The organism is Kitasatospora sp. NE20-6, from assembly GCF_045862635.1.
This window is the reverse complement of record NZ_BPRL01000006.1, coordinates 99,970-121,722: the sequence shown is the minus strand read 5'-3', so window position 1 is coordinate 121,722 and position 21,753 is coordinate 99,970. Positions and strand designations below refer to the sequence as shown.

The 21,753-nt window shown below is 74.6% G+C and carries 19 protein-coding genes; 11 read left to right on the top strand and 8 right to left on the bottom strand.

Annotation, left to right across the window (positions count from 1 at the left end; translation table 11 throughout):
* Window positions 1-121 precede the first annotated feature (121 nt).
* Window positions 122-2,191: a DUF6596 domain-containing protein gene (locus SNE206_RS07545; protein WP_407912583.1), complete on the bottom strand. Its 2,070-nt coding sequence runs from the start codon at window positions 2,189-2,191 to the stop codon at window positions 122-124.
* Window positions 2,192-2,263: 72 nt separating this feature from the next.
* Complete coding sequence (locus SNE206_RS07540) at window positions 2,264-2,581, bottom strand: YciI family protein (protein ID WP_407912582.1); 318 nt, start codon at window positions 2,579-2,581, stop codon at window positions 2,264-2,266.
* A 148-nt stretch (window positions 2,582-2,729) separates the two neighbouring features.
* On the opposite strand from SNE206_RS07540, the gene SNE206_RS07535 reads away from it, so the two are divergent.
* The 4 genes from SNE206_RS07535 to SNE206_RS07520 all read left to right on the top strand — a co-directional run bounded on the left by SNE206_RS07535 (window position 2,730) and on the right by SNE206_RS07520 (window position 5,377).
* A complete protein-coding gene (locus tag SNE206_RS07535) occupies window positions 2,730-3,398 on the top strand; it encodes a DUF998 domain-containing protein (RefSeq protein ID WP_407912581.1) in 669 nt (222 codons plus the stop codon).
* Window positions 3,399-3,475: 77 nt separating this feature from the next.
* Complete coding sequence (locus tag SNE206_RS07530; RefSeq protein WP_407912580.1) at window positions 3,476-3,832, top strand: DUF1801 domain-containing protein; 357 nt, start codon at window positions 3,476-3,478, stop codon at window positions 3,830-3,832.
* Between the two features lie 112 nt (window positions 3,833-3,944).
* A complete protein-coding gene (gene soxR, locus SNE206_RS07525) occupies window positions 3,945-4,439 on the top strand; it encodes a redox-sensitive transcriptional activator SoxR (RefSeq protein WP_407912579.1) in 495 nt (164 codons plus the stop codon).
* An 89-nt stretch (window positions 4,440-4,528) separates the two neighbouring features.
* Window positions 4,529-5,377 carry an SAM-dependent methyltransferase gene (locus SNE206_RS07520; protein ID WP_407912578.1) on the top strand — a complete coding sequence of 283 codons (849 nt, stop codon included), beginning with the start codon at window positions 4,529-4,531 and terminating at the stop codon, window positions 5,375-5,377.
* Window positions 5,378-5,404: 27 nt separating this feature from the next.
* Here SNE206_RS07520 and coaE read toward each other — a convergent pair whose 3' ends face one another.
* Both coaE and SNE206_RS07510 read right to left on the bottom strand, forming a co-directional pair.
* The gene (gene coaE, locus SNE206_RS07515; RefSeq protein ID WP_407912577.1) at window positions 5,405-6,004 is read right to left on the bottom strand and encodes a dephospho-CoA kinase; all 600 of its coding nucleotides are present in this window, start codon (window positions 6,002-6,004) and stop codon (window positions 5,405-5,407) included.
* Between the two features lie 93 nt (window positions 6,005-6,097).
* A complete protein-coding gene (locus SNE206_RS07510) occupies window positions 6,098-6,739 on the bottom strand; it encodes an MBL fold metallo-hydrolase (RefSeq protein ID WP_407912576.1) in 642 nt (213 codons plus the stop codon).
* Between the two features lie 63 nt (window positions 6,740-6,802).
* On the opposite strand from SNE206_RS07510, the gene SNE206_RS07505 reads away from it, so the two are divergent.
* Window positions 6,803-7,219 carry a MarR family winged helix-turn-helix transcriptional regulator gene (locus SNE206_RS07505; protein ID WP_407912575.1) on the top strand — a complete coding sequence of 139 codons (417 nt, stop codon included), beginning with the start codon at window positions 6,803-6,805 and terminating at the stop codon, window positions 7,217-7,219.
* 107 nt (window positions 7,220-7,326) lie between these two features.
* On the top strand, window positions 7,327-7,473 hold the full coding sequence (locus SNE206_RS07500; RefSeq protein WP_407912574.1) for a hypothetical protein: 147 nt from the start codon (window positions 7,327-7,329) through the stop codon (window positions 7,471-7,473).
* Here SNE206_RS07500 and SNE206_RS07495 read toward each other — a convergent pair.
* Both SNE206_RS07495 and rpsA read right to left on the bottom strand, forming a co-directional pair.
* The gene (locus SNE206_RS07495; protein ID WP_407912573.1) at window positions 7,463-9,673 is read right to left on the bottom strand and encodes an MMPL family transporter; all 2,211 of its coding nucleotides are present in this window, start codon (window positions 9,671-9,673) and stop codon (window positions 7,463-7,465) included. The genes SNE206_RS07500 and SNE206_RS07495 overlap by 11 nt on opposite strands.
* 196 nt (window positions 9,674-9,869) lie before the next feature.
* Complete coding sequence (gene rpsA, locus SNE206_RS07490) at window positions 9,870-11,366, bottom strand: 30S ribosomal protein S1 (protein WP_407912572.1); 1,497 nt, start codon at window positions 11,364-11,366, stop codon at window positions 9,870-9,872.
* Window positions 11,367-11,783: 417 nt separating this feature from the next.
* Here rpsA and SNE206_RS07485 point away from each other — a divergent pair, with 417 nt between their 5' ends.
* Both SNE206_RS07485 and hrpB read left to right on the top strand, forming a co-directional pair.
* The gene (locus tag SNE206_RS07485) at window positions 11,784-12,656 is read left to right on the top strand and encodes a class I SAM-dependent methyltransferase (RefSeq protein ID WP_407912723.1); all 873 of its coding nucleotides are present in this window, start codon (window positions 11,784-11,786) and stop codon (window positions 12,654-12,656) included.
* Between the two features lie 3 nt (window positions 12,657-12,659).
* Window positions 12,660-15,155, top strand: a complete 2,496-nt coding sequence (gene hrpB, locus SNE206_RS07480) for an ATP-dependent helicase HrpB (RefSeq protein ID WP_407912571.1) — start codon at window positions 12,660-12,662, stop codon at window positions 15,153-15,155.
* Here hrpB and SNE206_RS07475 read toward each other — a convergent pair.
* Together SNE206_RS07475 and polA are read right to left on the bottom strand one after the other, a co-directional pair.
* On the bottom strand, window positions 15,139-15,756 hold the full coding sequence (locus tag SNE206_RS07475; RefSeq protein WP_407912570.1) for a DinB family protein: 618 nt from the start codon (window positions 15,754-15,756) through the stop codon (window positions 15,139-15,141). The two genes, hrpB and SNE206_RS07475, sit on opposite strands and share 17 nt — an antisense overlap.
* Window positions 15,757-16,008: 252 nt before the next feature.
* Window positions 16,009-18,687 carry a DNA polymerase I gene (gene polA, locus SNE206_RS07470; RefSeq protein WP_407912722.1) on the bottom strand — a complete coding sequence of 893 codons (2,679 nt, stop codon included), beginning with the start codon at window positions 18,685-18,687 and terminating at the stop codon, window positions 16,009-16,011.
* A gap of 212 nt (window positions 18,688-18,899) precedes the next feature.
* Between polA and SNE206_RS07465 the strand changes: the two genes are divergently transcribed.
* The 3 genes from SNE206_RS07465 (at window position 18,900) to SNE206_RS07455 (ending at window position 21,681) form a co-directional block, all read left to right on the top strand.
* The gene (locus SNE206_RS07465; RefSeq protein WP_407912569.1) at window positions 18,900-19,352 is read left to right on the top strand and encodes a PaaI family thioesterase; all 453 of its coding nucleotides are present in this window, start codon (window positions 18,900-18,902) and stop codon (window positions 19,350-19,352) included.
* 394 nt (window positions 19,353-19,746) lie between these two features.
* The gene (locus SNE206_RS07460; protein ID WP_407912568.1) at window positions 19,747-20,166 is read left to right on the top strand and encodes a hypothetical protein; all 420 of its coding nucleotides are present in this window, start codon (window positions 19,747-19,749) and stop codon (window positions 20,164-20,166) included.
* Between the two features lie 288 nt (window positions 20,167-20,454).
* The gene (locus tag SNE206_RS07455; RefSeq protein ID WP_407912567.1) at window positions 20,455-21,681 is read left to right on the top strand and encodes an ABC transporter substrate-binding protein; all 1,227 of its coding nucleotides are present in this window, start codon (window positions 20,455-20,457) and stop codon (window positions 21,679-21,681) included.
* Window positions 21,682-21,753: the final 72 nt, after the last annotated feature.

Genomic DNA, 21,753 nt, shown 5'->3' with positions numbered 1-21,753 from the left:
GTACCAGAGGCGCCGGGCGGCCGACCGGCACCGCACGGGCGCCGGCCGGGCCGGGCCCCTGCGGTGAGGGGGCGTCAGCGGCGGTGGAGCGTCGGCGGTGGGGGCGCCGACGGTGGGGGCGTCAGCGGCCGGAGCGGCTCAGCCGGTGGAGGGTCCAGCCCTCGCCCGCCGGGTCGAGCGGCCGGGTGGCCCGCTTGAAGAGGTACTCGGCGCGCTCGTAGGAGAGCCGGCCGCGGCCCGTCTCCGGGCAGAGGTCTGCGGGCGCCGGCCGCCGGGCCGGTGCGGGGCGGCGGTCGGCCAGGAACACCGGTCCGCGGGTGCGGCCGGCGACGAGCAGCGCCAGCAGCCCGGCCGCCGCGGGCCCCCAGGTGAGCCGGACGGCACCGTCCGCACCGTCCGCACCGGGCAGCCGGGTGCCGCACGCGTCCGGGGCGAGGTCGTCGACGTCCAGCGCGAGGGCCTGCGCGGCGGAGGCGCCCGACTCGTGCAGGAGCCGCCACAGCGCCTGCTCGCGCAGGGCGGTCCCGGGCAGCTCCCACAGCGCCCGCACCTGCGCGGCGGCGACCGGCGGGCGGCGCGTGCGGTCCTCGGCACGGCGCTCCAGCCCGGCGGCGAGGCCGGCGGTGGACGGGTGGGCGGCGAACGGGTGGGCGGCGAACGGGTGGGCGGCGAACGGGTGGGCGGCGGACGGCTCGGCGATCGCGGCCCACGCGGCGAACGACCGGACGGCCGCCCGGTGGCGGTTCCAGGTCCGGGCCGCGGTGCCGCCCCACGCGAGGACGGCCGTCCGGGCGACCGCGTCGGCACCGACCGCGGCCAGCGGGGTGTCCGCACCGAGGTCGAGGCAGAGCCGGCGCAGCGTCTGGCCGTAGGAGCGGAGCGTCGCCGGGTCGAGGTCGTCGCGGGCCAGGAAGGCCCGGGCCGCCGCCCCCAGCGTGGTGCCGGCGGGCGGACCGGCGGGCAGGGCGGCGGCGCGGCGGAGCAGGAAGGCCCGCTCGGGGGCGTTGCGGGTGAGGGCGGCGGCGCGGGCGAACTCCGTCCGGGCCTCGTCGTGCCGCCCCAGCCGGGCCAGGAGGTCACCGCGGACCGCGGAGAGCGGGTGGTAGTCGCGGAACGCCGGGTCGCCGGTCAGCGTGTCGGCGAGGTCGAGCCCGGCCTGCGGGCCACGGGCCATGCCCAGGGCCACCGCCCGGTTGAGCTGCACGACGGGGGACGGCAGGAGCCGGGCGAGGGCGTCGTAGAGCACGGCGATCTGCTGCCAGTCGGTGTCGCCGGCCGTCCGGGCCTGCGCGTGGCAGACGGCGATCGCGGCCTGCAGGACGTACGGGCCGGGTGGGCCGCCCGCCTCCCTGGCGCGCAGCATCGCGGCGAAGCCGCGGCGTACGAGGAGCTGGTCCCAGCGGCCGCGGTTCTGCTCGTGGAGCTGCACCGGCTCGCCGTCGGGGCCGGTCCGTGCGGCGGCGCGGGAGGCCTGGATCTCCATCAGGGCGGCCAGGCCGTGCACCTCGGCGTGCTGCGGCGCCAGCTCGGCCAGCACCCGGCCGAGCCGCAGGGCCTCCAGGCAGAGCGAGGGCCGCATCAGGTCGTCGCCGGAGGTCGCCGCGTAGCCCTCGTTGAAGATCAGGTAGATCACCTCCAGCACCGAGGCCAGCCGGGCGGCGAGCTCCGGCCCGGCGGGGAGGTCGAAGGGGACGTCCGCCGCGGCGAGGGTGCGTTTGGCCCGGGCGATGCGCTGCGCCGCGGCCGGGACGGTCAGCAGGAACGCCCGGGCGATCTCCTCGGTGGTGAGTCCGCCGAGCAGCCGCAGGGTGAGCGCCGCGCGCTGCTCGGCCGGCAGCACCGGGTGGCAGGAGACGAACATCAGCCGCAGGACGTCGTCGTCCCCGCCCGGCGCCCCTTCGGGGCCCTGCTGCTCCAGGGCGTGCGCGATCTGCTCGTGCTTGCGCCCCAGCCGCTCGGTGCGCCGCAGGTGGTCGACGGCGCGGCGTCTGGCGGCGGTCGTCAGCCAGGCGCCGGGGTTGTCGGGGACGCCGCGCTCGGGCCACTGTTCGAGGGCTGCCACCAGGGCGTCCTGGGCGAGCTCCTCGGCGAGGCCGACGTCGCGGACCATCCTGGTGAGTCCGGCGACGATCCGCGCGGACTCGAGCTTCCAGACCGCGTCGATCGCGCGGTGGGCGTCCGGGGCCGTCACAGCAGGATCACAGCACCGCCCCCGGCCGTCGTGCAAGCCGGGGGCGGTGCTGCGGCCGGTCGGGCCGGGGCGTCAGCCGAAGATCTGCTGCATCCGGCCCTCGGCGTCGCCGACGATCCGGAAGAAGCGGCGGGAGAGCTCCAGGGCCTCCTCCCGCGAGCGGACCTCGATCAGGGCGAAGCCGCCGGCCACCTCCCTGGCCTCGGTGAACGGCCCGTCGACGACGGTGATCTCGCCGCCCTTCGACGTGATCAGGCTGCCCTCCACCTCCATGCCGCCCGTGGCCAGCAGCACCCCGGCGGCGGTCAGCTCCTCGATGAACCGGCCCATCTCCGCGTACAGCGCCTCGTCGGCCTTGCCCTCGCTGATGCTCGTCAGAAGGAATCGCATCGTTCTCGCTCCGTTCGTGGTGGGTCTCTGCCCTGGCGTCGAACGAGGCCATGTGACAGGGAACGCCACCGTTCGGCGGGTGGCGTTCCCTGTCACATCGGCCGGACGACGCAGGGGTGGAAAGCCCGCCACGACGAGAGGAACCCCGATGACCACCACCACCGCCACCACCACCGTCACCGTGCTCACCGCCCCGCCGGCCCGCCCGCTGCTCGCGGCGGCCGCCCTCGCCACCCCGCTGTGGACGCTCGTGTCACTGGCCCAGGTGCTGACCCGGAGCGGCTTCGACCCCACCCGCCACCCGCTCAGCGCCCTCGCCACCGGGCCGCTCGGCTGGATCCAGGGCGCCTCCTTCCTGCTCACCGGCGCCCTCCTCGCCGTCGGCGCGTCCGGACTGCGCCGGGCGCTGCGCGGCACCCCCGGCGGCACCTGGGCGCCCCGGCTCGTCCTGGTGGCGGGCCTCGGCACGGCGGCTGCCGCGTTCTTCCGGATGGACCCGGCGGACGGCTTCCCCGTCGGCACCCCGGCCGGGCCGCCGGCCGCGATCTCGTGGCACGGCGCGCTGCACATGGCGGCGGGCTCGGTGGCGTTCGCCGCGCTGGCGGCGGCCTGCCTCGTCCTCGCCCGGCACCACGCCCGGGCGGGCGCCCGCCGCGCCGCCCTCGGCTCCCGGGCCGCCGCGGCGGCGATCGTCCTCGGCAACGCCTGGGCGATGGCCGGCTGCCGGGCGGGCTCGCTCACGCTCGCGGTGGGCGTGACCGCCGCGATGGCCGCGGTCTCGGCGACCGCCGGCGGCCTGTACCGCCGCACCGCCTGACCAGCCCCGCACCGCCTGCCCTGCACCACCGCGCACCGCCGCACACCGCCCGTACGCACCCCCGGAAGGAACCCGTCATGCCCGCCTTCGCCACCGTCGACGCCTACCTCGCCTCCCTGCCGGAGGCCCGGCGCGGAACCGCCGACGCACTGCTTCCGATCATCGAGGCCGTGCTGCCCGGCAGGGGCGCGGTCTGGCACGGCCACCCCGTGTGGAGCCTCGGCCCGAAGCCCGGTGTCTCCCCCGTCTGCCACCTCAAGGCGTACGACACGTACGTGACCTTCGGCCTGTGGCGCGGCCAGGCCGTCACCGACCCGTCCGGGCGGCTGGCCGCGAACGCCCGGGAGATGGCCTCCGTCAAGCTCCGGACCCCGGCCGACGTCGACGCGGTGCTCTTCACCGACTGGCTGCGGCAGGCCGTCGGCCTCGGATAGGCCCCCCACCCGGTGCACCGGGTCACCGCAGGAAGGCGGCGATCCGGCACCAGGTGCCGGGAAGGCCTGCATGCTGAAGTCGGCTTCAGGTCAGGCCGGTATCGTCGCCGCCATGGGACCGACCCGCCACGACCTGCTGACCATCGGGCAGCTCGCCGCACGCAGCGGTCTGGCCGCCTCCGCGCTGCGCTACTACGAGCGCCTCGGCCTGATCCACGCCGAGCGCACCGCCGGCAACCAGCGCCGCTACGCCCGGACGACGCTGCGCCGCATCGCCTTCGTCCGGGCCGCGCAGCGTGTCGGCCTGTCCCTGGAGGAGGCGGGCACCGCCCTGGGCCGACTGCCCGAGGACCGCGCCCCGAGCACCGCCGAGTGGGGCGCGGTGGCCGCCACCTGGCAGGACAGGATCAACCGGCAGATCACCGAACTCCAGCTGCTCAAGCAGAAACTGGCCGGGTGCATCGGCTGCGGCTGCCTCTCGCTGGCGCACTGCGGGCTCTACAACGCGGGCGACCGCGCCGCCGCGGCGGGCCCGGGCGCGCGCTACCTGCTCACGAAGGGCCCGGCGGACGGACCGGCCGGCGCGCCGGCGGACGGACCGTCATGATCGGGACGTACCGACCTTCGCCGCGGGCGGGCCCCGCGGCCCGTCTATGCTGCCGGGGTGAGACCCGACCAGCCCCAGGGAGTGCGGACATGACCGACCATCAGGAGATATCGCTGGAGTGGATGTCGGGTGACGGCGAGCCGCACACGCCGGTCGACCTCCGCCCGGAGGTCCCGCACCCGGCCCGGATGTACGACTACTACCTGGGCGGCAAGGACAACTTCCCGGCCGACCGCGCCGCGGCCGAGCAGGTCGTCGAGATCAGCCCGCTGGTGCGGATCAGCGCACGGGCCAACCGGGCCTTCCTGCAGCGGGCGGTCCGGCACCTGACCGAACAGGGCGCACGGCAGTTCCTCGACATCGGCACCGGCATCCCGACGGCCGGCAACACCCACGAGACGGCCCAGCAGGTGGCACCCGACGCCCGGGTCGCGTACGTGGACAACGACCCGATCGTGCTGGTGCACAGCCGGGCCCTGCTGTCCGGCGCGGGCCAGGGCACGGTGACGGTGACGCAGGCCGACCTGCGCGACCCGAAGGCGATCCTCGCCGACCCGCAGGTGCGTGAACTCCTCGACCTGGGGCGGCCGGTGGCGCTGCTGCTGTTCGCGGTGCTGCACTTCGTCGACGACGCGGACGACCCGTACGGCATCGTGCGCACCCTGGTCGACGCGCTGCCGTCCGGCAGCCACCTGGCGATCTCGCACGCCACCGCCGACCACTCGACCGCGGCGCAGGCCGCCAAGGGTCCGGCGATCTACCGCAGCGCGACCGCACAGCTGAGCATGCGCAGCCACGCGGAGGTGCTGCGCTTCTTCGACGGGCTGGAGCTGCTGGAGCCGGGCCTGGTCACGGCGCCGCAGTGGCGTCCGGACACGGCGCCGGAGCCGACCGACGCCGAGGTGGCGATCTGGGCGGGCGTCGGCCGCAAGGCCTGATCCGCGCGCGGGGCCGCGGGCCGGCGCTCAGCCGGTCCGCAGGCCCTGCAGCTGCTCCCAGACCGCGTGGACGCGGTCGGTGAGGCCGTCGAGCGGGCCGCTGTTGTCGATGACGAGGTCGGCGACGGCGAGCCGGGCCTCACGGGTGGCCTGCGCGGCCATCCGGGCCCGCGCCTCCTCCTCGGCCATGCCGCGCAGCCGGACGAGGCGGTCGAGCCGGACGCCGTCCGGGGCGTCGACGACGATCACCCGCTCGTAGAGGTGGCCGAGGCCGTTCTCGGCGAGCAGCGGCACGTCGTGCACCACGACGTCCTGCGGTCCGGCCGCGGCCTCCAGCTCGGCGGAGCGGGCACGCACCAGCGGGTGGACGATCGCGTTGAGGGCGGCGAGCCGTCCGGCGTCCGCGAAGACCAGGCGGCCGAGGGCGGGGCGGTCCAGCGAGCCGTCGGCCTGCAGCACCCCGGGGCCGAACTCGGCGGCGACGGCCCGGAGCCCGTCGGTGCCGGGGGCCACGACCTCGCGTGCGATGACGTCGGAGTCGACGATCACGGCTCCCAGCGCGGCGAGCTGCCGCGACACCTCGCTCTTGCCCGCGCCGATCCCGCCGGTCAGTCCGATCCTCAGCATGCGGTCAGGCTACCGCCCGGGACGGAGGCCCCGGAGGCCCCCCGCCCCGGGCGGCGGTGCCGCTCGGCCGAGGTCGGGTCAGCCGAGGCCGGGTCAGCCGAGGTCGAGCTGCCCGCCCGCGGCGAGCTGGGTGAAGGGCGCGCCGGTGCCGGGGCCGCCCTCGCCGAGGAGCCGGCCGTGCACCGCCTGCCCGGCCTCGCTCAGGACGGCCTCGTGGATGGCGAGCGCGCGGCCGGGGCCGGCCTCGCGGACGTAGTCGATCAGCTCCGACACCTTGGACCAGGGGCCCGCGATCGGCAGCAGCAGCGTCTCGACGGGGTGCGGCGGCAGGGTGAGCGCGTCGCCGGGGTGGAACAGCCGGCCGTCGAGCAGGAAGCCGATGTTGCCGACCCGCGGGATGTCGGGGTGGATGACGGCGTGCCACTCGCCGTGGACGCTGACACCGAGGCCGTCGATGTCGAAGGCGTCGCCCTCGCCGACCACGGTGACGTGCGCGCCGATGCCGTCGAGCTGCGCGGCGACGGCGCGGTTGGTCCAGATCCGCAGCCCGGGGTCGGCGGCGACGGCGGCGCGCAGCCGGTCCTCGGCGAAGTGGTCCATGTGTTCGTGGGTGATGAGGACGGCATCCGCCCCGGACGTGGCGTCGGCCTCGGTGAACAGGCCGGGGTCGATGACGACGGTGGTGTCCTGGTGCTCGATGCGGACACAGGCGTGCCCGAGCTTGGTCAGTCGCATGAGGAAAACACTACAGCAAGACTGTACAGTCTGGCTGGAGGCCGATCCGCTACCATCATCGGCATGGACGAGGTCGACCCGCTGGAACTGGCCGCCGAACTGCGCACCGCGATCGGCACGCTGGTCCGCTCGCTGCGCCCCGGCGACGAACTGCCGCAGAACCAGGCCGCCGTCCTCGGTGTCCTGGTCCGCGAGGGCCCCCACACCACCAGCGAGCTCGCGGCGCTCCTGCGCGTACGCCACCAGTCGATGGCCCGCACCGTCTCCCTCCTCACCGCGGCGGGCCTGGTCACCACCAGCCCCCACCCCACCGACGGCCGCAAGACGGTGCTCACCGCCACCCCCGCCGGCACCGAGGCCCTGCAGGCGCAGCGCGCCCGCCGCGAGGGCGAGATCGCCACGGCGCTCGCCGAGCGGCTCACCCCCGCCGAACAGCGGCTGCTGCGCGACGCCGTGCCGCTGCTGCGCCGTCTCGCCTGAGCGGACGCGCCCCGGGGGCGCCGTCACCCGTCCGGGCGCATGCCGGGCGGGCCGGCCGCGCGTTGGGCAGGCCGCCCAGCTCCGCGCATCCGAAGGGACGCCCCGCCATGACCCCCGTCCGCACCGCCCTCGCCCTCGCCGCCGCCGTGTGCGGCCTGCTGCTCGGCACCGCCGGGCCGGCCGCCGCCTGCGGCCCGCTGGACGTCGCCGCCGGGCTCGCCCCCGGCTTCGGCAACGCGTGCGTCAACCGCTGACGGCCGCGAGCTCCTCGGCGTCGGTGCGCTGCACCGGCAGTGCCGCCCTGGCGCCGAGCGGCGGCAGCGCGACGTGCTCGCTCAGGCCGAACCTGCGGTGCAGGCGGCGCAGCGGCGCCGGGGCCCACCAGTTGAACTCGCCGAACAGGCTCATCGTGGCCGGCACCAGCAGGCACCGCACCAGGGTGGCGTCCACCGCGACGGCCACGGCCAACGCGATGCCCATCTGCTTCACCATGAGCATCTGGCCGGCCGCGAACCCGGCGAAGACGATCACCATCAGCAGGGCGGCCGAGGTGATGATCCGCCCGCTGCGCTGCAGGCCCAGCTGCACCGAGCGGGTGCAGCCGTGGCCCTGGTCGTACAGCTCCTTGATCCGGGAGAGCAGGAAGACCTCGTAGTCCATCGACAGGCCGAACGCGAAGGCGAAGACCAGCACGGGCACGAAGGTCTCCAGCCCGCCCGCGGGGGTGAAGCCGAGCAGCCCGCTGAACCAGCCGTGCTGGAAGATCATGGTGAGCGCGCCGAGCGAGGCGCCGAGCGACAGCACGTTCATGAGCAGGGCCTTGACCGGCATCACCACCGAGCCGGTCATCAGGAAGAGCAGCAGCAGCGTGCCCGCCGCGACCAGGCCGAGCGCCCACGGCCCGCGGCTGGAGATCTCGTGCTGGAAGTCGACCACCGAGGCGGCGTCGCCGGTGACGTACGTGGTGAGGCCGCCGCGGTCGGCCCGCAGCCCGTCGACCACCGCCTTGGCCCGGGATCCCTGGGGGTCGCCCTCGACCAGCACGTCGATGCCGGTCAGGTCGTCGCCGACCGGGGTGACCGCCCGGACCGAGGCGACGCCGGGGATCTTCTCGACGACCGTGTCGGCGTACGCCCGGGCGGCCCGCTGGTCGCCCGCGACGACGACGGTGACCGGGGCGGCGGCCTGCTGGGGGAAGCGCTCCGCGACGGTCTCGGCGACCTGCCGGGCGGCGAAGGACTTCGGCAGCACCTCGGCGCCCGAGCTGCGGGGGTGCGCGGTGAGGAAGGGTGCGCCGGCCGCGACCAGGAGGGCGACGGACACCACGGCCACGGGTATCGCCCGGCGCTGCACCCGGCGCACGGTGCGGGAGAAGAAGCCCTCGTCCGGGACGGGCTCGGCGGGCGCCTTGATGCGGCGGCCGACGAAGCCGAGCAGGGCGGGCACAAGGGTCAGCGCGGCCGCGACCGAGATGACGACGACGCTGACCCCGGCGACGGCGACGGCCCGGAAGACCGGGCTGGTGAAGACGAAGAGGCCCGACAGGGCCACCGCGACGGTCAGCCCGGAGAAGGCCACGGTGCGGCCCGCGGTGGCGGAGGTGCGTTCGACGGCCTGGGCGATGGTGGCGCCGTGGCCGCGCTCCTCCCGGAAGCGGTTGACCATCAGCAGCGCGTAGTCGATGGAGAGGCCCAGGCCCAGCACGGTGGCGATGGGCAGCACGCTGGTGTCGATGTCCATCAGCCGGCTGAAGCCGAACATCGCGAGCAGCGCCCCGCCGACCGAGGCGATCGCGCCGATGCCGGGCAGTCCGGCGGCGGCGAGGCCGCCGAAGACCAGCACCATGACGATCAGCGTCAGCGGCAGCGTGACGATTTCACCGAAACGGGTGTCCCGCTCGGTCTGCTGCTTGACCTCCTCCTGCAGCACGAGGTCGCCGCCGACCGTGACGTGCGCACCGTCGGCGTCGATCTGCGCGAGGCGGTCGGTGACGGTGTGCAGCTGGGCGGTGGTGGAGGCGTCGGTCATCCGGACGGCCACCAGGCTCGCGTCGCCGTCGGTGGAGGCCATCGACGCACCCGCGGAGTACGTGTCGGCGACGGAGGCGACGCCGGGCAGCTGCGCGAGGTCGGCCGCCGCGGCGGTGACCGCGGCACGGACGGCGGGGTCCGTCACCGGCGCCCCGTCGACCACGGCCGTCACCGTGCCCTTCACCGGGTCCGCGGCCTGCACCACCGCCGTGCCGCGGGCCGCCTCGGAGCCGCCCGTCCCGCCACCGGCCACCGTGCTCTCGAAGACGCGTCCGCCGATCAGCACGCCCGCGGCGAGGACGAGCGCCCAGAAGGCGAGGACCCAGCGGCGGTGGCGGTGGCAGGCACGGCCGAGGGCCGCGAGCCGCCCGCCGACCCGGTGGTCGGCGGGCGTCTGCGGACCGGCGGTGAGGGGGATGCGCATGAGTGGCCTTTCGGGCAGTTCCCCTCAATGTAGGTCGTCCGCCACGACCGTCCTATAGGGGGACGATGAGCCTCATGTCACATCATTCGCGACCTAAACCCCAGATAAGGAATATCGGACACGACAAAAGCGGAACCCCCGCCCGGACGAACCGGGCGGGGGTTTCCGCTTCTACTGCTGAGCCCTCAGGCTGCGATCAGCTCTGGCCGCCGGCCAGCTTCTCGCGGAGCGCGGCGAGCGCCTCGTCCGAAGCGAGAGCGCCGGAGCCCTCGTCGCTGCTGGAGGAGTAGGACGAACCGCCACCACCGGAGACCGGGGCCTCTTCGCCGGCCTCGGCGGCAGCGACGGCGTCGGCCTCGCGGCTCTTGATGACCTGGGCCTGGTGCTGCTCGAAGCGGGACTGCGCCTCGGCGTACTGGGCCTCCCACGCCTCGCGCTGCTTCTCGAAGCCCTCGAGCCAGTCGTTGGCCTCGGGGTCGAAGCCCTCGGGGTAGATGTAGTTGCCCGCGTCGTCGTACGAGGCAGCCATGCCGTACAGGGTCGGGTCGAACTCGACCGAGGCCGGGTCGGCACCGAGCGACTCGTTGGCCTGCTTCAGCGAGAGGCTGATGCGGCGACGCTCGAGGTCGATGTCGATGACCTTGACGAAGATCTCGTCGCCGACCTGGACGACCTGCTCCGGGATCTCCACGTGGCGCTCGGCCAGCTCGGAGATGTGGACCAGACCCTCGATGCCCTCGTCGACGCGCACGAACGCACCGAACGGAACGAGCTTGGTGACCTTGCCGGGGACGACCTGACCGATCTGGTGCGTCCGGGCGAACTGCTGCCACGGGTCCTCCTGGGTCGCCTTCAGCGACAGGGAGACGCGCTCGCGGTCCATGTCCACGTCGAGAACCTCGACGGTGACCTCCTGGCCGACCTCGACGACCTCGGACGGGTGGTCGATGTGCTTCCAGGACAGCTCGGAGACGTGCACCAGGCCGTCGACGCCGCCCAGGTCCACGAAGGCACCGAAGTTGACGATCGAGGAGACGACGCCGGAGCGCACCTGGCCCTTCTGGAGGGTGGTGAGGAAGGTCTGGCGGACCTCGCTCTGGGTCTGCTCCAGCCAGGCACGGCGGGACAGGACCACGTTGTTGCGGTTCTTGTCCAGCTCAATGATCTTGGCCTCGAGCTCCTTGCCGACGTACGGCTGGAGGTCGCGGACGCGGCGCATCTCGACCAGCGAGGCCGGGAGGAAGCCGCGGAGGCCGATGTCGAGGATGAGACCACCCTTGACGACCTCGATGACGGTACCGGTGACGATGCCGTCCTCTTCCTTGATCTTCTCGATCGTGCCCCAGGCGCGCTCGTACTGCGCACGCTTCTTGGACAGGATCAGGCGACCCTCCTTGTCCTCCTTCTGGAGAACCAGGGCCTCGATGTTGTCACCAACCTTGACAACCTCGTGGGGGTCGACGTCGTGCTTGATCGAGAGCTCGCGGGACGGGATGACACCCTCGGTCTTGTAACCGATGTCGAGGAGCACCTCGTCACGGTCGACCTTCACGATGACGCCCTCAACGATGTCGCCGTCGTTGAAGTACTTGATGGTCTCGTCGATCGCCGCGAGGAACGCTTCCGCGTCGCCGATGTCGTTGACCGCAACCTGCGGGATGGTGCTGACAGAGGTGTCGGTGGGGCTCGTCATTAGGAAAAGGGCTCCGGTACGGACATGAAGTCGTAGGTAATGCCACGCGGAGGGCCCGTGTCGCTTCCGCCGAAGCCGGACAGCCAAGAACACGGCGCACCGACCCGAAAAATCCGAAGGTGGTGTCCGTCTTGCAGACCGTGGGGTCTTCGACAGATGCGAGCGCGACCTGCTCCGTCCGAGGCGCGCAGGCCCGCAGCGCAACTTGTAGCATACGGGGACAGCCGGGCACGGTCAACGCGAAGAGCATCGAGACCGGTAGAGGCCGGGATCAATCAGGCCATATCCTCCGATGGCGCACCGCAACGGGCGGCTTTCGCAGGAGGCCCTCCCCGGATGCCACCGCCCCGAGCCGACCCTGGTCGGAGCCGGTTCACGGCAGCGGCGCTTCCGCACCCCACACCCTACGCGACAGGCCTGAGCATCGTGACCACCACCCCCGAGATCCCCGCCGGCGACGACCACGGGCCGCAGGCCGGCGGCGACGAGGACGACGCGCTGCGGCGGGCCGCCGGCACCGGCGAGTCCAGCCGCGCCAGCCGGCACTGGTGGGACCGCAACGCCGACGAGTACCAGGACGAGCACGGCGCCTTCCTCGGCGACGACCGCTTCACCTGGTGCCCCGAGGGCCTCGACGAGGCCGACGCCCGGCTGCTCGGCGAGCCCGGCACCCTCAAGGGCCTCGACGTGCTGGAGATCGGCTCCGGCGCCGCCCAGTGCTCGCGGTGGCTCGCCGCCCGCGGCGCCCGCCCGGTCGCCCTCGACATCTCCTTCCGCCAGCTCCAGCACTCCCGGCGGATCGACCTCGGGCGCGGCGGCGAGCCCGTCCCCGTCGTCCAGGCCGACGCCGCCGTGCTGCCCTTCGCCGACGGCGCCTTCGACCTCGCCTGCTCCGCGTACGGCGCCGTGCCGTTCTCCGCCGACACCGCGGCCCTCATGCGCGAGGTGCACCGGGTGCTGCGGCCGGGCGCCCGCTGGGTGTTCTCGGTGACCCACCCGATCCGCTGGGCCTTCCCCGACGAGCCCGGCGTCGAGGGCCTCACCGCCACCGCCTCCTACTTCGACCGCACCCCGTACGTCGAGCAGGACGACCAAGGGCGCGCCACCTACGTCGAGCACCACCGCACGCTCGGCGACCGGGTGCGGGAGCTCACCGGCGCCGGCTTCCGGCTGCTCGACCTCGTCGAGCCCGAGTGGCCCGAGGGCCACGAGCAGGAGTGGGGCGGCTGGTCACCGCTGCGCGGCCGGCTCCTCCCCGGCACCGCGGTCTTCGTCGCGCAGCGGGGCTGAGCGGTGCGCGCAGCCGGACTCGACCTGCCCGTCCGCACCGCCGTGGCGCCCCTGCAGCAGGCGCTGGCCGGCCACGGCGCCGCCGTCCTCACCGCCCCGCCCGGCTCCGGCAAGACCACCCTGGTGCCGCTCGCCCTCGCCGGGCTGGTCGACGGGCTGCCCGGGCCCGCCCGGCGCGTCCTGGTCGCGGAGCCGCGGCGGCTCGCGGTCCGCGCGGCGGCCCGCCGGATGGCCTGGCTGCTGGGCTCCGCGGTCGGCGAGGAGGTCGGCCTCACCGTGCGCGGCGAGCGCCGCACCGGGCCGCGCACCGTCGTCGAGGTCGTCACCACCGGTGTGCTCCTGCAGCGCCTCCAGCGCGACGCCGAGCTGCCGGGCGTCGACGCCGTGATCCTCGACGAGTGCCACGAACGCCACCTCGACGCCGACACCGCCCTCGCCTTCCTGCTGGACGTCCGCGCCGCGCTCCGGCCCGAGCTGCAGCTCGTCTGCGCCTCGGCGACCTCCGACACCGCGGCGTGGGCCGCGCTGCTCGGCGGCGCACCCGTCGTCGAGGCGCACGGCCTCGCGCACCCGGTCGAGGTGGTGTGGGCGCCGCCGCCGCGCGCCGTCCGGCCCGCCCACGGCACCCGCACCGACCCGGCGCTGCTGGAGCACGTCGCGGCGACCGTCCGGCGGGCCCTGGCCGAGCGCGACGGCGACGTGCTGTGCTTCCTGCCGGGCGTCGGCGAGATCGCCCGGGTCGCCGGGCGGCTGCACGTGGACGCCGAGGTGCTGCAGCTGCACGGGCAGGCCCCGCAGGCCGTCCAGGACGCCGCGCTGGCCGCGGGGGGCCGGCGGCGGGTCATCCTGGCGACCTCGGTCGCGGAGTCCGCGCTGACGGTGCCCGGCGTCCGGTCGGTCGTCGACTCCGGGCTCGCCCGCGAGCCGCGCACCGACCACGCCCGCGGCCTCGCCGGCCTGGTCACCGTCCGCGCCTCGCTGGCCGCCGCCCGGCAGCGCGCCGGGCGCGCCGGACGCGAGGCCCCCGGCACGGTCTACCGGTGCTGGGCCGAGGTCGAGGACGCCCGTGCGCAGCCGTTCCCCACGCCGGAGATCGCGCTGGCCGACCTCACCTCGTTCGCGCTGCAGGCCTCCTGCTGGGGCGACCCGGACGCCACCGCCCTGGCCCTGCCCGACCGGCCGCCGGCCGGCGCGATGGCCGCCGCCCGCACGGTGCTGCAGGCGCTCGGCGCCGTCGGCACGGACGGCCGGGCCACCGAACGCGGCCACCGCATCGCCCGCACCGGGCTGCACCCGCGCCTCGCCCGCGCCCTGCTCGACGGCACCGGCCTGGTCGGCGCGCGCCGCGCCGCCGAGCTCGTCGCGCTGCTCTCCGAGGAGCCGCCGCGGGCCCTCGGCGACGACCTGCTCGCCGTCTGGCGGGCCGTCCGCGCCGGGGACGACCCGTACGCGCGCCGCTGGCGCGAGGAGGTGCGGCGGCTGCGCCGCGACGGCACGGACGGCATCGGGCCCGGCGACGCCGGCGCGGCCGGCCTGGTCGTCGCCCTCGCCCACCCCGAGCGCATCGCCCGCAGCCGCGGTGCCGACCGCGGCTACCTGATGGCCTCCGGGACGGCCGCCGAGCTCGGCCCCGGCTCGCACCTCGCCGGCTCCGCCTGGCTGGCGGTGGCGGTCGCGGACCGCCCGGCGGGCTCGCCGTCCGCCCGGGTGCAGCGCGCCGTCGCCCTCGACGAGGCCACCGCCCGGCAGGCCGGCGAAGCCCTGCTCACCGAGCACGAGGAGGTGCACTGGTCGTCCCGGAGGGGCGAGCTGACGGCCCGCCGGGTCGCCCGGCTGGGCGCCGTCGAACTCGCCGAATCCGCCCTCGGCGCACCCGACCCCGTGCTCGTGCGGGCCGCCCTCGTGGACGGCCTGGCCCGTGAGGGCGTCGGCACGCTGCTGACCTGGCCGGCCGCCGCGACGGGCCTGCGCGCCCGTCTGGCCTTCCTGCACCAAGCGCTCGGCGAGCCCTGGCCCGCGGTCGACGACGACGCCCTGCTCGCCCGCGCCGGGCAGTGGCTGGAGCCCGAGCTCTCCCGCGCCCGGCGCCGTGCCGACCTCGCCCGGATCGACACGGCCGCGGCCCTCCGGCGGCTGCTGCCCTGGGCGGGCGGCGAGGCGGGCCGGCTCGACGAGCTGGCCCCCGAGCGGATCACCGTGCCGAGCGGCTCCGCGGTGCGGGTGGACTACACGGCCGACCGGCCGGTGCTCGCCGTGAAGCTCCAGGAGCTGTTCGGCTGGCAGGCCGCCCCGGCGCTGGCCGGCGGGCGGGTGCCGCTCACCGTGCACCTGCTCTCCCCCGCCGGGCGTCCGGCCGCCGTGACCGGCGACCTCGCGTCGTTCTGGCGCGAGGGCTACCGGGCCGTCCGGGCCGAGCTGCGCGGCCGCTACCCGCGGCACCCCTGGCCGGAGGACCCGGCCGCGGCCGAGCCGACCCGGCGGGTCAATCCGCGGCGCTGACGCGCGCCGGCCGGGGCCGGCCGGCCTGCGGCGGCTCCCACGGGCTGAACCACGGGTCGGGCCACTGCTCGGCGGCGGCCATGAGCGGGTAGAGCGTGGCGCCGTCGAGGGTCTCGCGGATGATGTCGGCGTGGCCGCCGTGCCGGGCGGTCTCCTCGATGAGGTGCAGCAGCACCCAGCGCACCGACCACGCCTCGACGTCGGCGGGGAACCACGGAAGGCCCTTCGGCACCGGCACCGGCTGCCCGAGGTCGGCGATGCCGTGCACGACCGCGTCGGTCTCGGCGGCGGCCTGCGCGTAGTCCTCCAGCACCCCGGCGAGCGTCTCGCCGGCGGTGAGGACGAAGTCGGAGGCGTCGTCCTCGTCGGCCGCCCGCTCGGGGCCGCGGGTGCGCTGCAGCACGAGGTCCGTCCAGCCGCGCTCGCAGCGGGCGGCGTGCTTGATCAGGCCGGCGATGCTGAGCTCGCTGGCGGAGGGCGCCGACCGGGCCTGCTCCTCGGTCAGGCCGTGCGCGGTGACCCGCAGGCTCTGGCGCTGCTGGGCGAGGTAGGCGAGGAGGGCGTCGCGCTCGTCGGCGACGGGCGGGGCGTGTCCGGGCATGCGGAGGGCCTTTCGGGGCGGTGGGTGGGTGGCCGCAGGGCGGCGCGCACGCCCGCAGGTCGACCCTCCCGTCCCGCGACCGGCCGGGTCAAGAGAAATCGAAAAGATTTTCGGTAACTTGCTGCAAAGCCTTGCAGGACTTCGGGGCACCCGGTGGAACGGCGCGGCGGGCCCGCCCCCGGAGGGGTGGGCCCGCCGCGCCGGGCCGGGTGCGCCGGGCCGGGTGTACCGGGCCGGGTGTACCGGGCCGGGTCAGTGCGCGGCGGCCTCCCAGTTCGCGCCGACGCCCACGGAGACGTCCAGCGGGGCCCGCAGCGGGTAGGCGCCGGCCATCTGCGCGCGCACCAGCGCCTCGACCTGCTCGCGCTCGCCGGGGGCGACCTCCAGCACGATCTCGTCGTGCACCTGCAGCAGCATGCGCGTGCCCAGCCCGGCCTCGGTGAGCGCGCGGTCCACGTGCAGCATGGCGATCTTGACGATGTCCGCGGCCGACCCCTGGATCGGCGCGTTGAGCGCCATCCGCTCAGCCATCTCGCGGCGCTGCCGGTTGTCGCTGGTGAGGTCCGGCAGGTAGCGGCGGCGGCCGAGCAGGGTCTCGGTGTAGCCGACCGCGCGGGCCTCCTCGACGACGTTCTGCAGGTAGTCGCGGACCCCGCCGAACCGCTCGAAGTACGTGTCCATCAGGCCCTGCGCCTCGGCGGGCCGGATGTTGAGCTGCTGCGACAGGCCGTAGGCGGAGAGCCCGTACGCGAGGCCGTAGGACATCGCCTTGATCTTGCGGCGCATCTCGGCGTCGACGGCGTCCCGCGCCACCTCGAAGACCTGCGAGGCGACGGTGGTGTGGAGGTCCTCGCCGGAGGCGAACGCCTCGACGAGCGCGGCGTCCTCGGAGAGGTGCGCCATGATGCGCAGCTCGATCTGCGAGTAGTCGGCGGTGAGCAGCGTCTCGTAGCCCGTGCCGACGACGAAGGCGCGGCGGATGGCGCGCCCCTCCTCGGTGCGGACGGGGATGTTCTGCAGGTTCGGGTCCTGCGAGGAGAGCCGGCCGGTCGCGGCGACCATCTGGTTGAAGGTGGTGTGGATGCGCCCCTGGTCGGAGACGGTCTTGAGGAGGCCCTCGACCGTGGTGCGCAGCTTCGCCTGGTCGCGGTGGCGCAGCAGGATGACCGGCAGTTCGTTGGTGGTCTGCGCGGCGAGCCAGGTGAGGGCGTCGGCGTCGGTGGTCCAGCCGGTCTTGATCTTCTTGGTCTTGGGCAGCGCGAGCTCGCCGAAGAGGATCGCCTGGAGCTGCTTGGGCGAGCCGAGGTTGAAGGGGCGGCCGGCGGCGGCGTGGGCCTCCTCGACGCAGCGCTGGATCTCGGCGGCGAACTGCGACTCCAGGCCGGTGAGCCAGTCGCGGTCGGCGGCGATGCCGTACCGCTCCATGCGGGCGAGGAGCTCGGCGATGGGCAGCTCCATGTCGTGGAACAGTCCGTCGGCGCCGACCTCCGTGAGGCGGGTGTCGAACAGCTCGGCGAGGTCGAGCACGGCGCGGGCCTGCACCATGAGGGCGCGGGCCGCGGCGGTGGTGTCCTCCTCGGGGGCGTCGAAGGAGAGCTGGCCGGTCTCGGCCGCGGCGGCGGGCTCCAGCGAGCGGGCGAGGTACTCCTCGGCGAGGACGTCGAGGGTGAAGGTGCGGCGGCCGGGCTTCTCCAGGTACGCGGCGAGGGCGGTGTCGGCGGTGACGCCGCGGATCGTCCAGCCCTGCTCGGCGAAGGCCCGCATGACGTGCTTGGCGATGTGCAGCGCCTTGGGGCGGTCCGGGTCGGCGAGCCAGGCGGAGAACGCCTGGTCGTCGGCCTGGTCGAGCGCGGCCGGGTCGAACCAGGCGGCGGCCTCGCCGGCGGCGAGGGCGACCTCCTGGACGCCGCCGGTGCCCAGCGCCCACGTGTGGACGGTGGCGAGGGCCGTCCGGCCGGTGGCGTGCTCGGCGAGCCAGGCGGTGAGGGCGCCGGGCTCGGTGAGGACGTCGCCGTCGACCTCGGGGCCGGCCTCGGTCTGCGGCGCCTCGGCCTCGGCGGCGCCGGCCGGGTCCATGCCGTGGACGCGCTCGCGGAAGTTGGGGTTGCGGAACTCCAGCGCTTCGAGGATCTCCCCGACGGCCGGCCGGTCGAACGGCGCGCGGGCCAGGTCGGCGACGCCGAGCGGGAGTTCGACGTCGCGCACGAGCTCGGTGAGCACGCGGTTGCGCTTGACGGAGTCGAGGTGCTCGCGGAGCTTGTCGCCGATCTTGCCCTTGACCTCGTCGGCGCGGGCGACGATTTCGTCGAACGAGCCGAACTGGTTGACCCACTTCGCGGCGGTCTTCTCGCCGACGCCGGGGATGCCGGGCAGGTTGTCGGACGGGTCGCCGCGCAGCGCCGCGAGGTCGGGGTACTGGCGCGGGGTGACGCCGTACTTCTCGGCGACCTTCTCCGGGGTGTAGCGGGTGAGCTCGGAGACGCCCTTGGTCGGGTAGAGGACGGTGACCTGCTCGCTCACGAGCTGGAGGGAGTCCCGGTCGCCGGTGACGATCTGCACCTCGAAGCCCTCCGCCGCGGCGGCGGTGGCGAGGGTGGCGATGACGTCGTCGGCCTCGAAGCCCTCCGCGGTGATCCGCGGGATGTGCATGGCGTCGAGGAGCTCGCCGATCAGGCCGATCTGGGCGCGGAACTCGTCCGGCGTCTTGGCGCGGTTCGCCTTGTAGTCGGGGAACTCCACGGAGCGGAACGTCTGCCGGGACAGGTCGAACGCCACCGCGAGGTGGGTCGGCCGCTCGTCACGGACGGTGTTGGCGAGCATCGACGCGAAGCCGTACACGGCGTTGGTCGGCTGCCCGGTGGTGGTGTTGAAGTTCTCCACCGGCAGCGCGTAGAAGGCCCGGTAGGCCATCGAATGCCCGTCGAGCAGCATCAGGCGGCGCGGGCCGCCACCCGCCGTTTCCTGTGCAGCACCCTGCGTAGCCACGTCAACGTCCGTTCCTGCCGGTTCCTCTGCCACGCCCCGATCCTAGGGCCGGTCGCCGACATCCCTCGCAACGGCGCCGAGGCCACCGGCGGCCGGCGGGCGGCCCGCCGTACGATCACGGGGACACGGCGACGTGACCCCTCACCGGCAGGAGCACCATGACCGACGCGGCCCCCGTACTCAACGTGCCCCAGGACGTCCTCGACCACTTCGCCAAGCTCGGGGTGAGCCCGGAGACGTTCTCCGGCGGGCACCTCGGCGAGAAGCTCGGCATCCACATCACCGAGGCCTCCCCGGACCGCGTGGTCGGCACCATGCCGGTCGAGGGCAACCAGCAGCCGTACGGCCTGCTGCACGGCGGCGCCTCGGCGGCGCTCGCCGAGACGCTCGGCTCGATCGGCGCGATGCTGCACGCCGGGCCCGGCCGGTACGCGGTCGGGGTCGACCTGAACGCCACGCACCACCGCTCCGCCACCTCCGGCCTGGTGACCGGCGTGGCGACGGCCGTCTTCAAGGGCCGCACCGCGGCGACGTACGAGATCGCCGTGACCGACGACACCGGCCGCCGGATCACCAGCTGCCGTCTGACCTGCATGCTGCGCGACCTGTAGGCACGGCTCCGGGGCGCACCGCCCGCCCCGCCCGCCCCCTCGTCCCCGCAGGCCCCGCGCGTCGGCCCGGCCGTCGGCCCGGCCGGGCGTTCGATCCGGGCTGTTTGGCCACGCCCGGCCCCGGGCAGATGGTGCCCAGACGAGGGGCGGCAGCATGTCCGGCACGGGGCACGGCGACGCACGGCCCGGCGGCCACGGGGGGATCGGCCCGGTCGAGGCGGCCGGGGGCACCGAGGCGCCGCCGCCCGACCCGCCGCGCCCGCGCGGACTCCTGCCGCGGCGTCAGGTCCTGCTGCTCGCCGGGCTCGCCGCGGCGCTCGCCGCACTGCTGGCCCCCCGCGGGGAGCACGGGCCCGCGCCCCCGCCCGACCCGCCGCGCCCGCCCGTGCCCGCCTTGGTCTCGCACCTGCGCTACGCCGGGCCCGCCCCGGCCGCCCCGGGGTCGCCCGGCACCTTCGCCCTGCGGCTGTGGGCGGCGGCGGACTCCCCGTACGAGGTGGTGGCGGTCCGCCAGGGCTATCCCGGTTTGTCCGTCTCCCTGCGTGGTGGCGGCCCGGTGCCGGTGACGCCGGGTCAGGCGGTGCTGCTGACCGTCGACTACCGCGTCACGGACTGCTCCTCGGCCCCGCCGGACGCGGGCATGCCTTTCCTGGATGTAACGCTGCGTAACACGCGCGCAATGCAGACCGTGAGTCAGATCCTGGGGGGCCGGTATCCGCTCGACCTGTCCGAGCGGCTGCATTCGGCATGCCCGATTTCCGCTGACCGGACACGGGTGTCCGCAGAGAAGAGCTCGGACACTCGCGTCCGATAGTCGAACACTGCCGGTAGCAGGCCCTTTGCGGCCCTCAGGCGTATCGAGGGACGAGACAGCTCTTATCATCCCGCGCAGAATCGGGCGCTTATGACCAATATCCGAGATTCTTCCGAAGGGTCCTCATAACAAGAGAATCACAGCATGTCCGGAGGGCTGCCCGAGGCGCCGAAGCCGTTCTAGAGTCACGGCCAGTCACCGCGCCATCCGATCGGGCCAGGCCCCAGCGCGCGACCCGGCACCCGCCACTCCGGCGTCCCTGCCTACCTGATCCAGAAGGGGAACTTCGTGCGTAACCGTTCCATGCTTGTCGTGAGCATCGCCGTCGTCGGAGCGCTCACCGTCACCGCCTGCGGCTCGCGCGGTGAGAAGTCCGGCACCAGCGGCGACGCGGGCGGCACCACCGTGACCATCGGCGTGGACGCGCCGCTCACCGGTGACCTCTCCGCCCTCGGCATCGGCATCAAGAACTCGGTCGACCTGGCTGTCAAGAAGGCCAACGAGACCAACGAGGTGCCCGGCATCAAGTTCGAGATCAAGGCGCTCGACGACACGGCCAAGCCGGCCCCCGGCCAGCAGAACGCGACCCAGCTCGTCGCCGACAAGAAGGTCATCGGTGTCGTCGGCCCGCTGAACTCCTCCGTCGCCCAGTCGATGCAGCAGATCTTCAACGACGCCAGCCTCGTGCAGATCTCCCCCGCCAACACCGGCGTCGCGCTCTCCCAGGGCGAGAAGTGGGCCACCGGCCCCAAGGCCCGCCCGTTCAAGTCCTACTTCCGCACCGCCACCACGGACGCCGTGCAGGGCCCGTTCGCCGCGCAGTACCTGGTGAACGACGCCAAGAAGAAGAAGGTCTTCCTGATCGACGACCAGAAGACCTACGGCGCGGGCCTCGCCTCCACCTTCAAGGGCGAGTTCACCAAGCTCGGCGGCACCATCGTCGGCGAGGAGCACGTCAACCCCGACGACCGCGACTTCAACGCCATCGTCACCAAGGTCAAGTCCTCCGGCGCCGAGGCGGTCTACTACGGCGGCGAGTACCCGGCCGCCGGCCCGCTCTCCCTGCAGCTCAAGGACGCCGGCGTCAACATCCCCCTCATGGGCGGCGACGGCATCCAGAGCGGCGACTTCATCAAGCTCAACCCCAAGGGCCAGGGCGACCTCGCCACCGCCGTCGGCCTCCCCGTCGAGCAGCTGCCCTCCGCCGCGAAGTTCATCGCGGACTACAAGGCCGCCGCCTATAAGGACGCCTACGAGACCTACGGCGGCTACTCCTACGACAGCGCCTGGGCCATCATCCAGGCCGTCAAGGCCGTCGCCGGCGCCAACGGCGGCAAGCTGCCCGACGACGCCCGCGCCAAGGTCGTCGCCGCCGTCCAGTCGGCCTCCTTCGAGGGCGTCACCGGCAAGGTCTCCTTCGACGAGTTCGGTGACACCACCAACAAGCAGCTCACCGTCTACTCGGTGAAGGACGGCAAGTGGGCCGTGGAGAAGTCCGGCACCTTCGCCGGCTGACCTGAACCGCAGCACCACCCGCACCACACCGCGCGGGGGCGCCACGAGCGCCCCCGCGCACCCACATCCCCC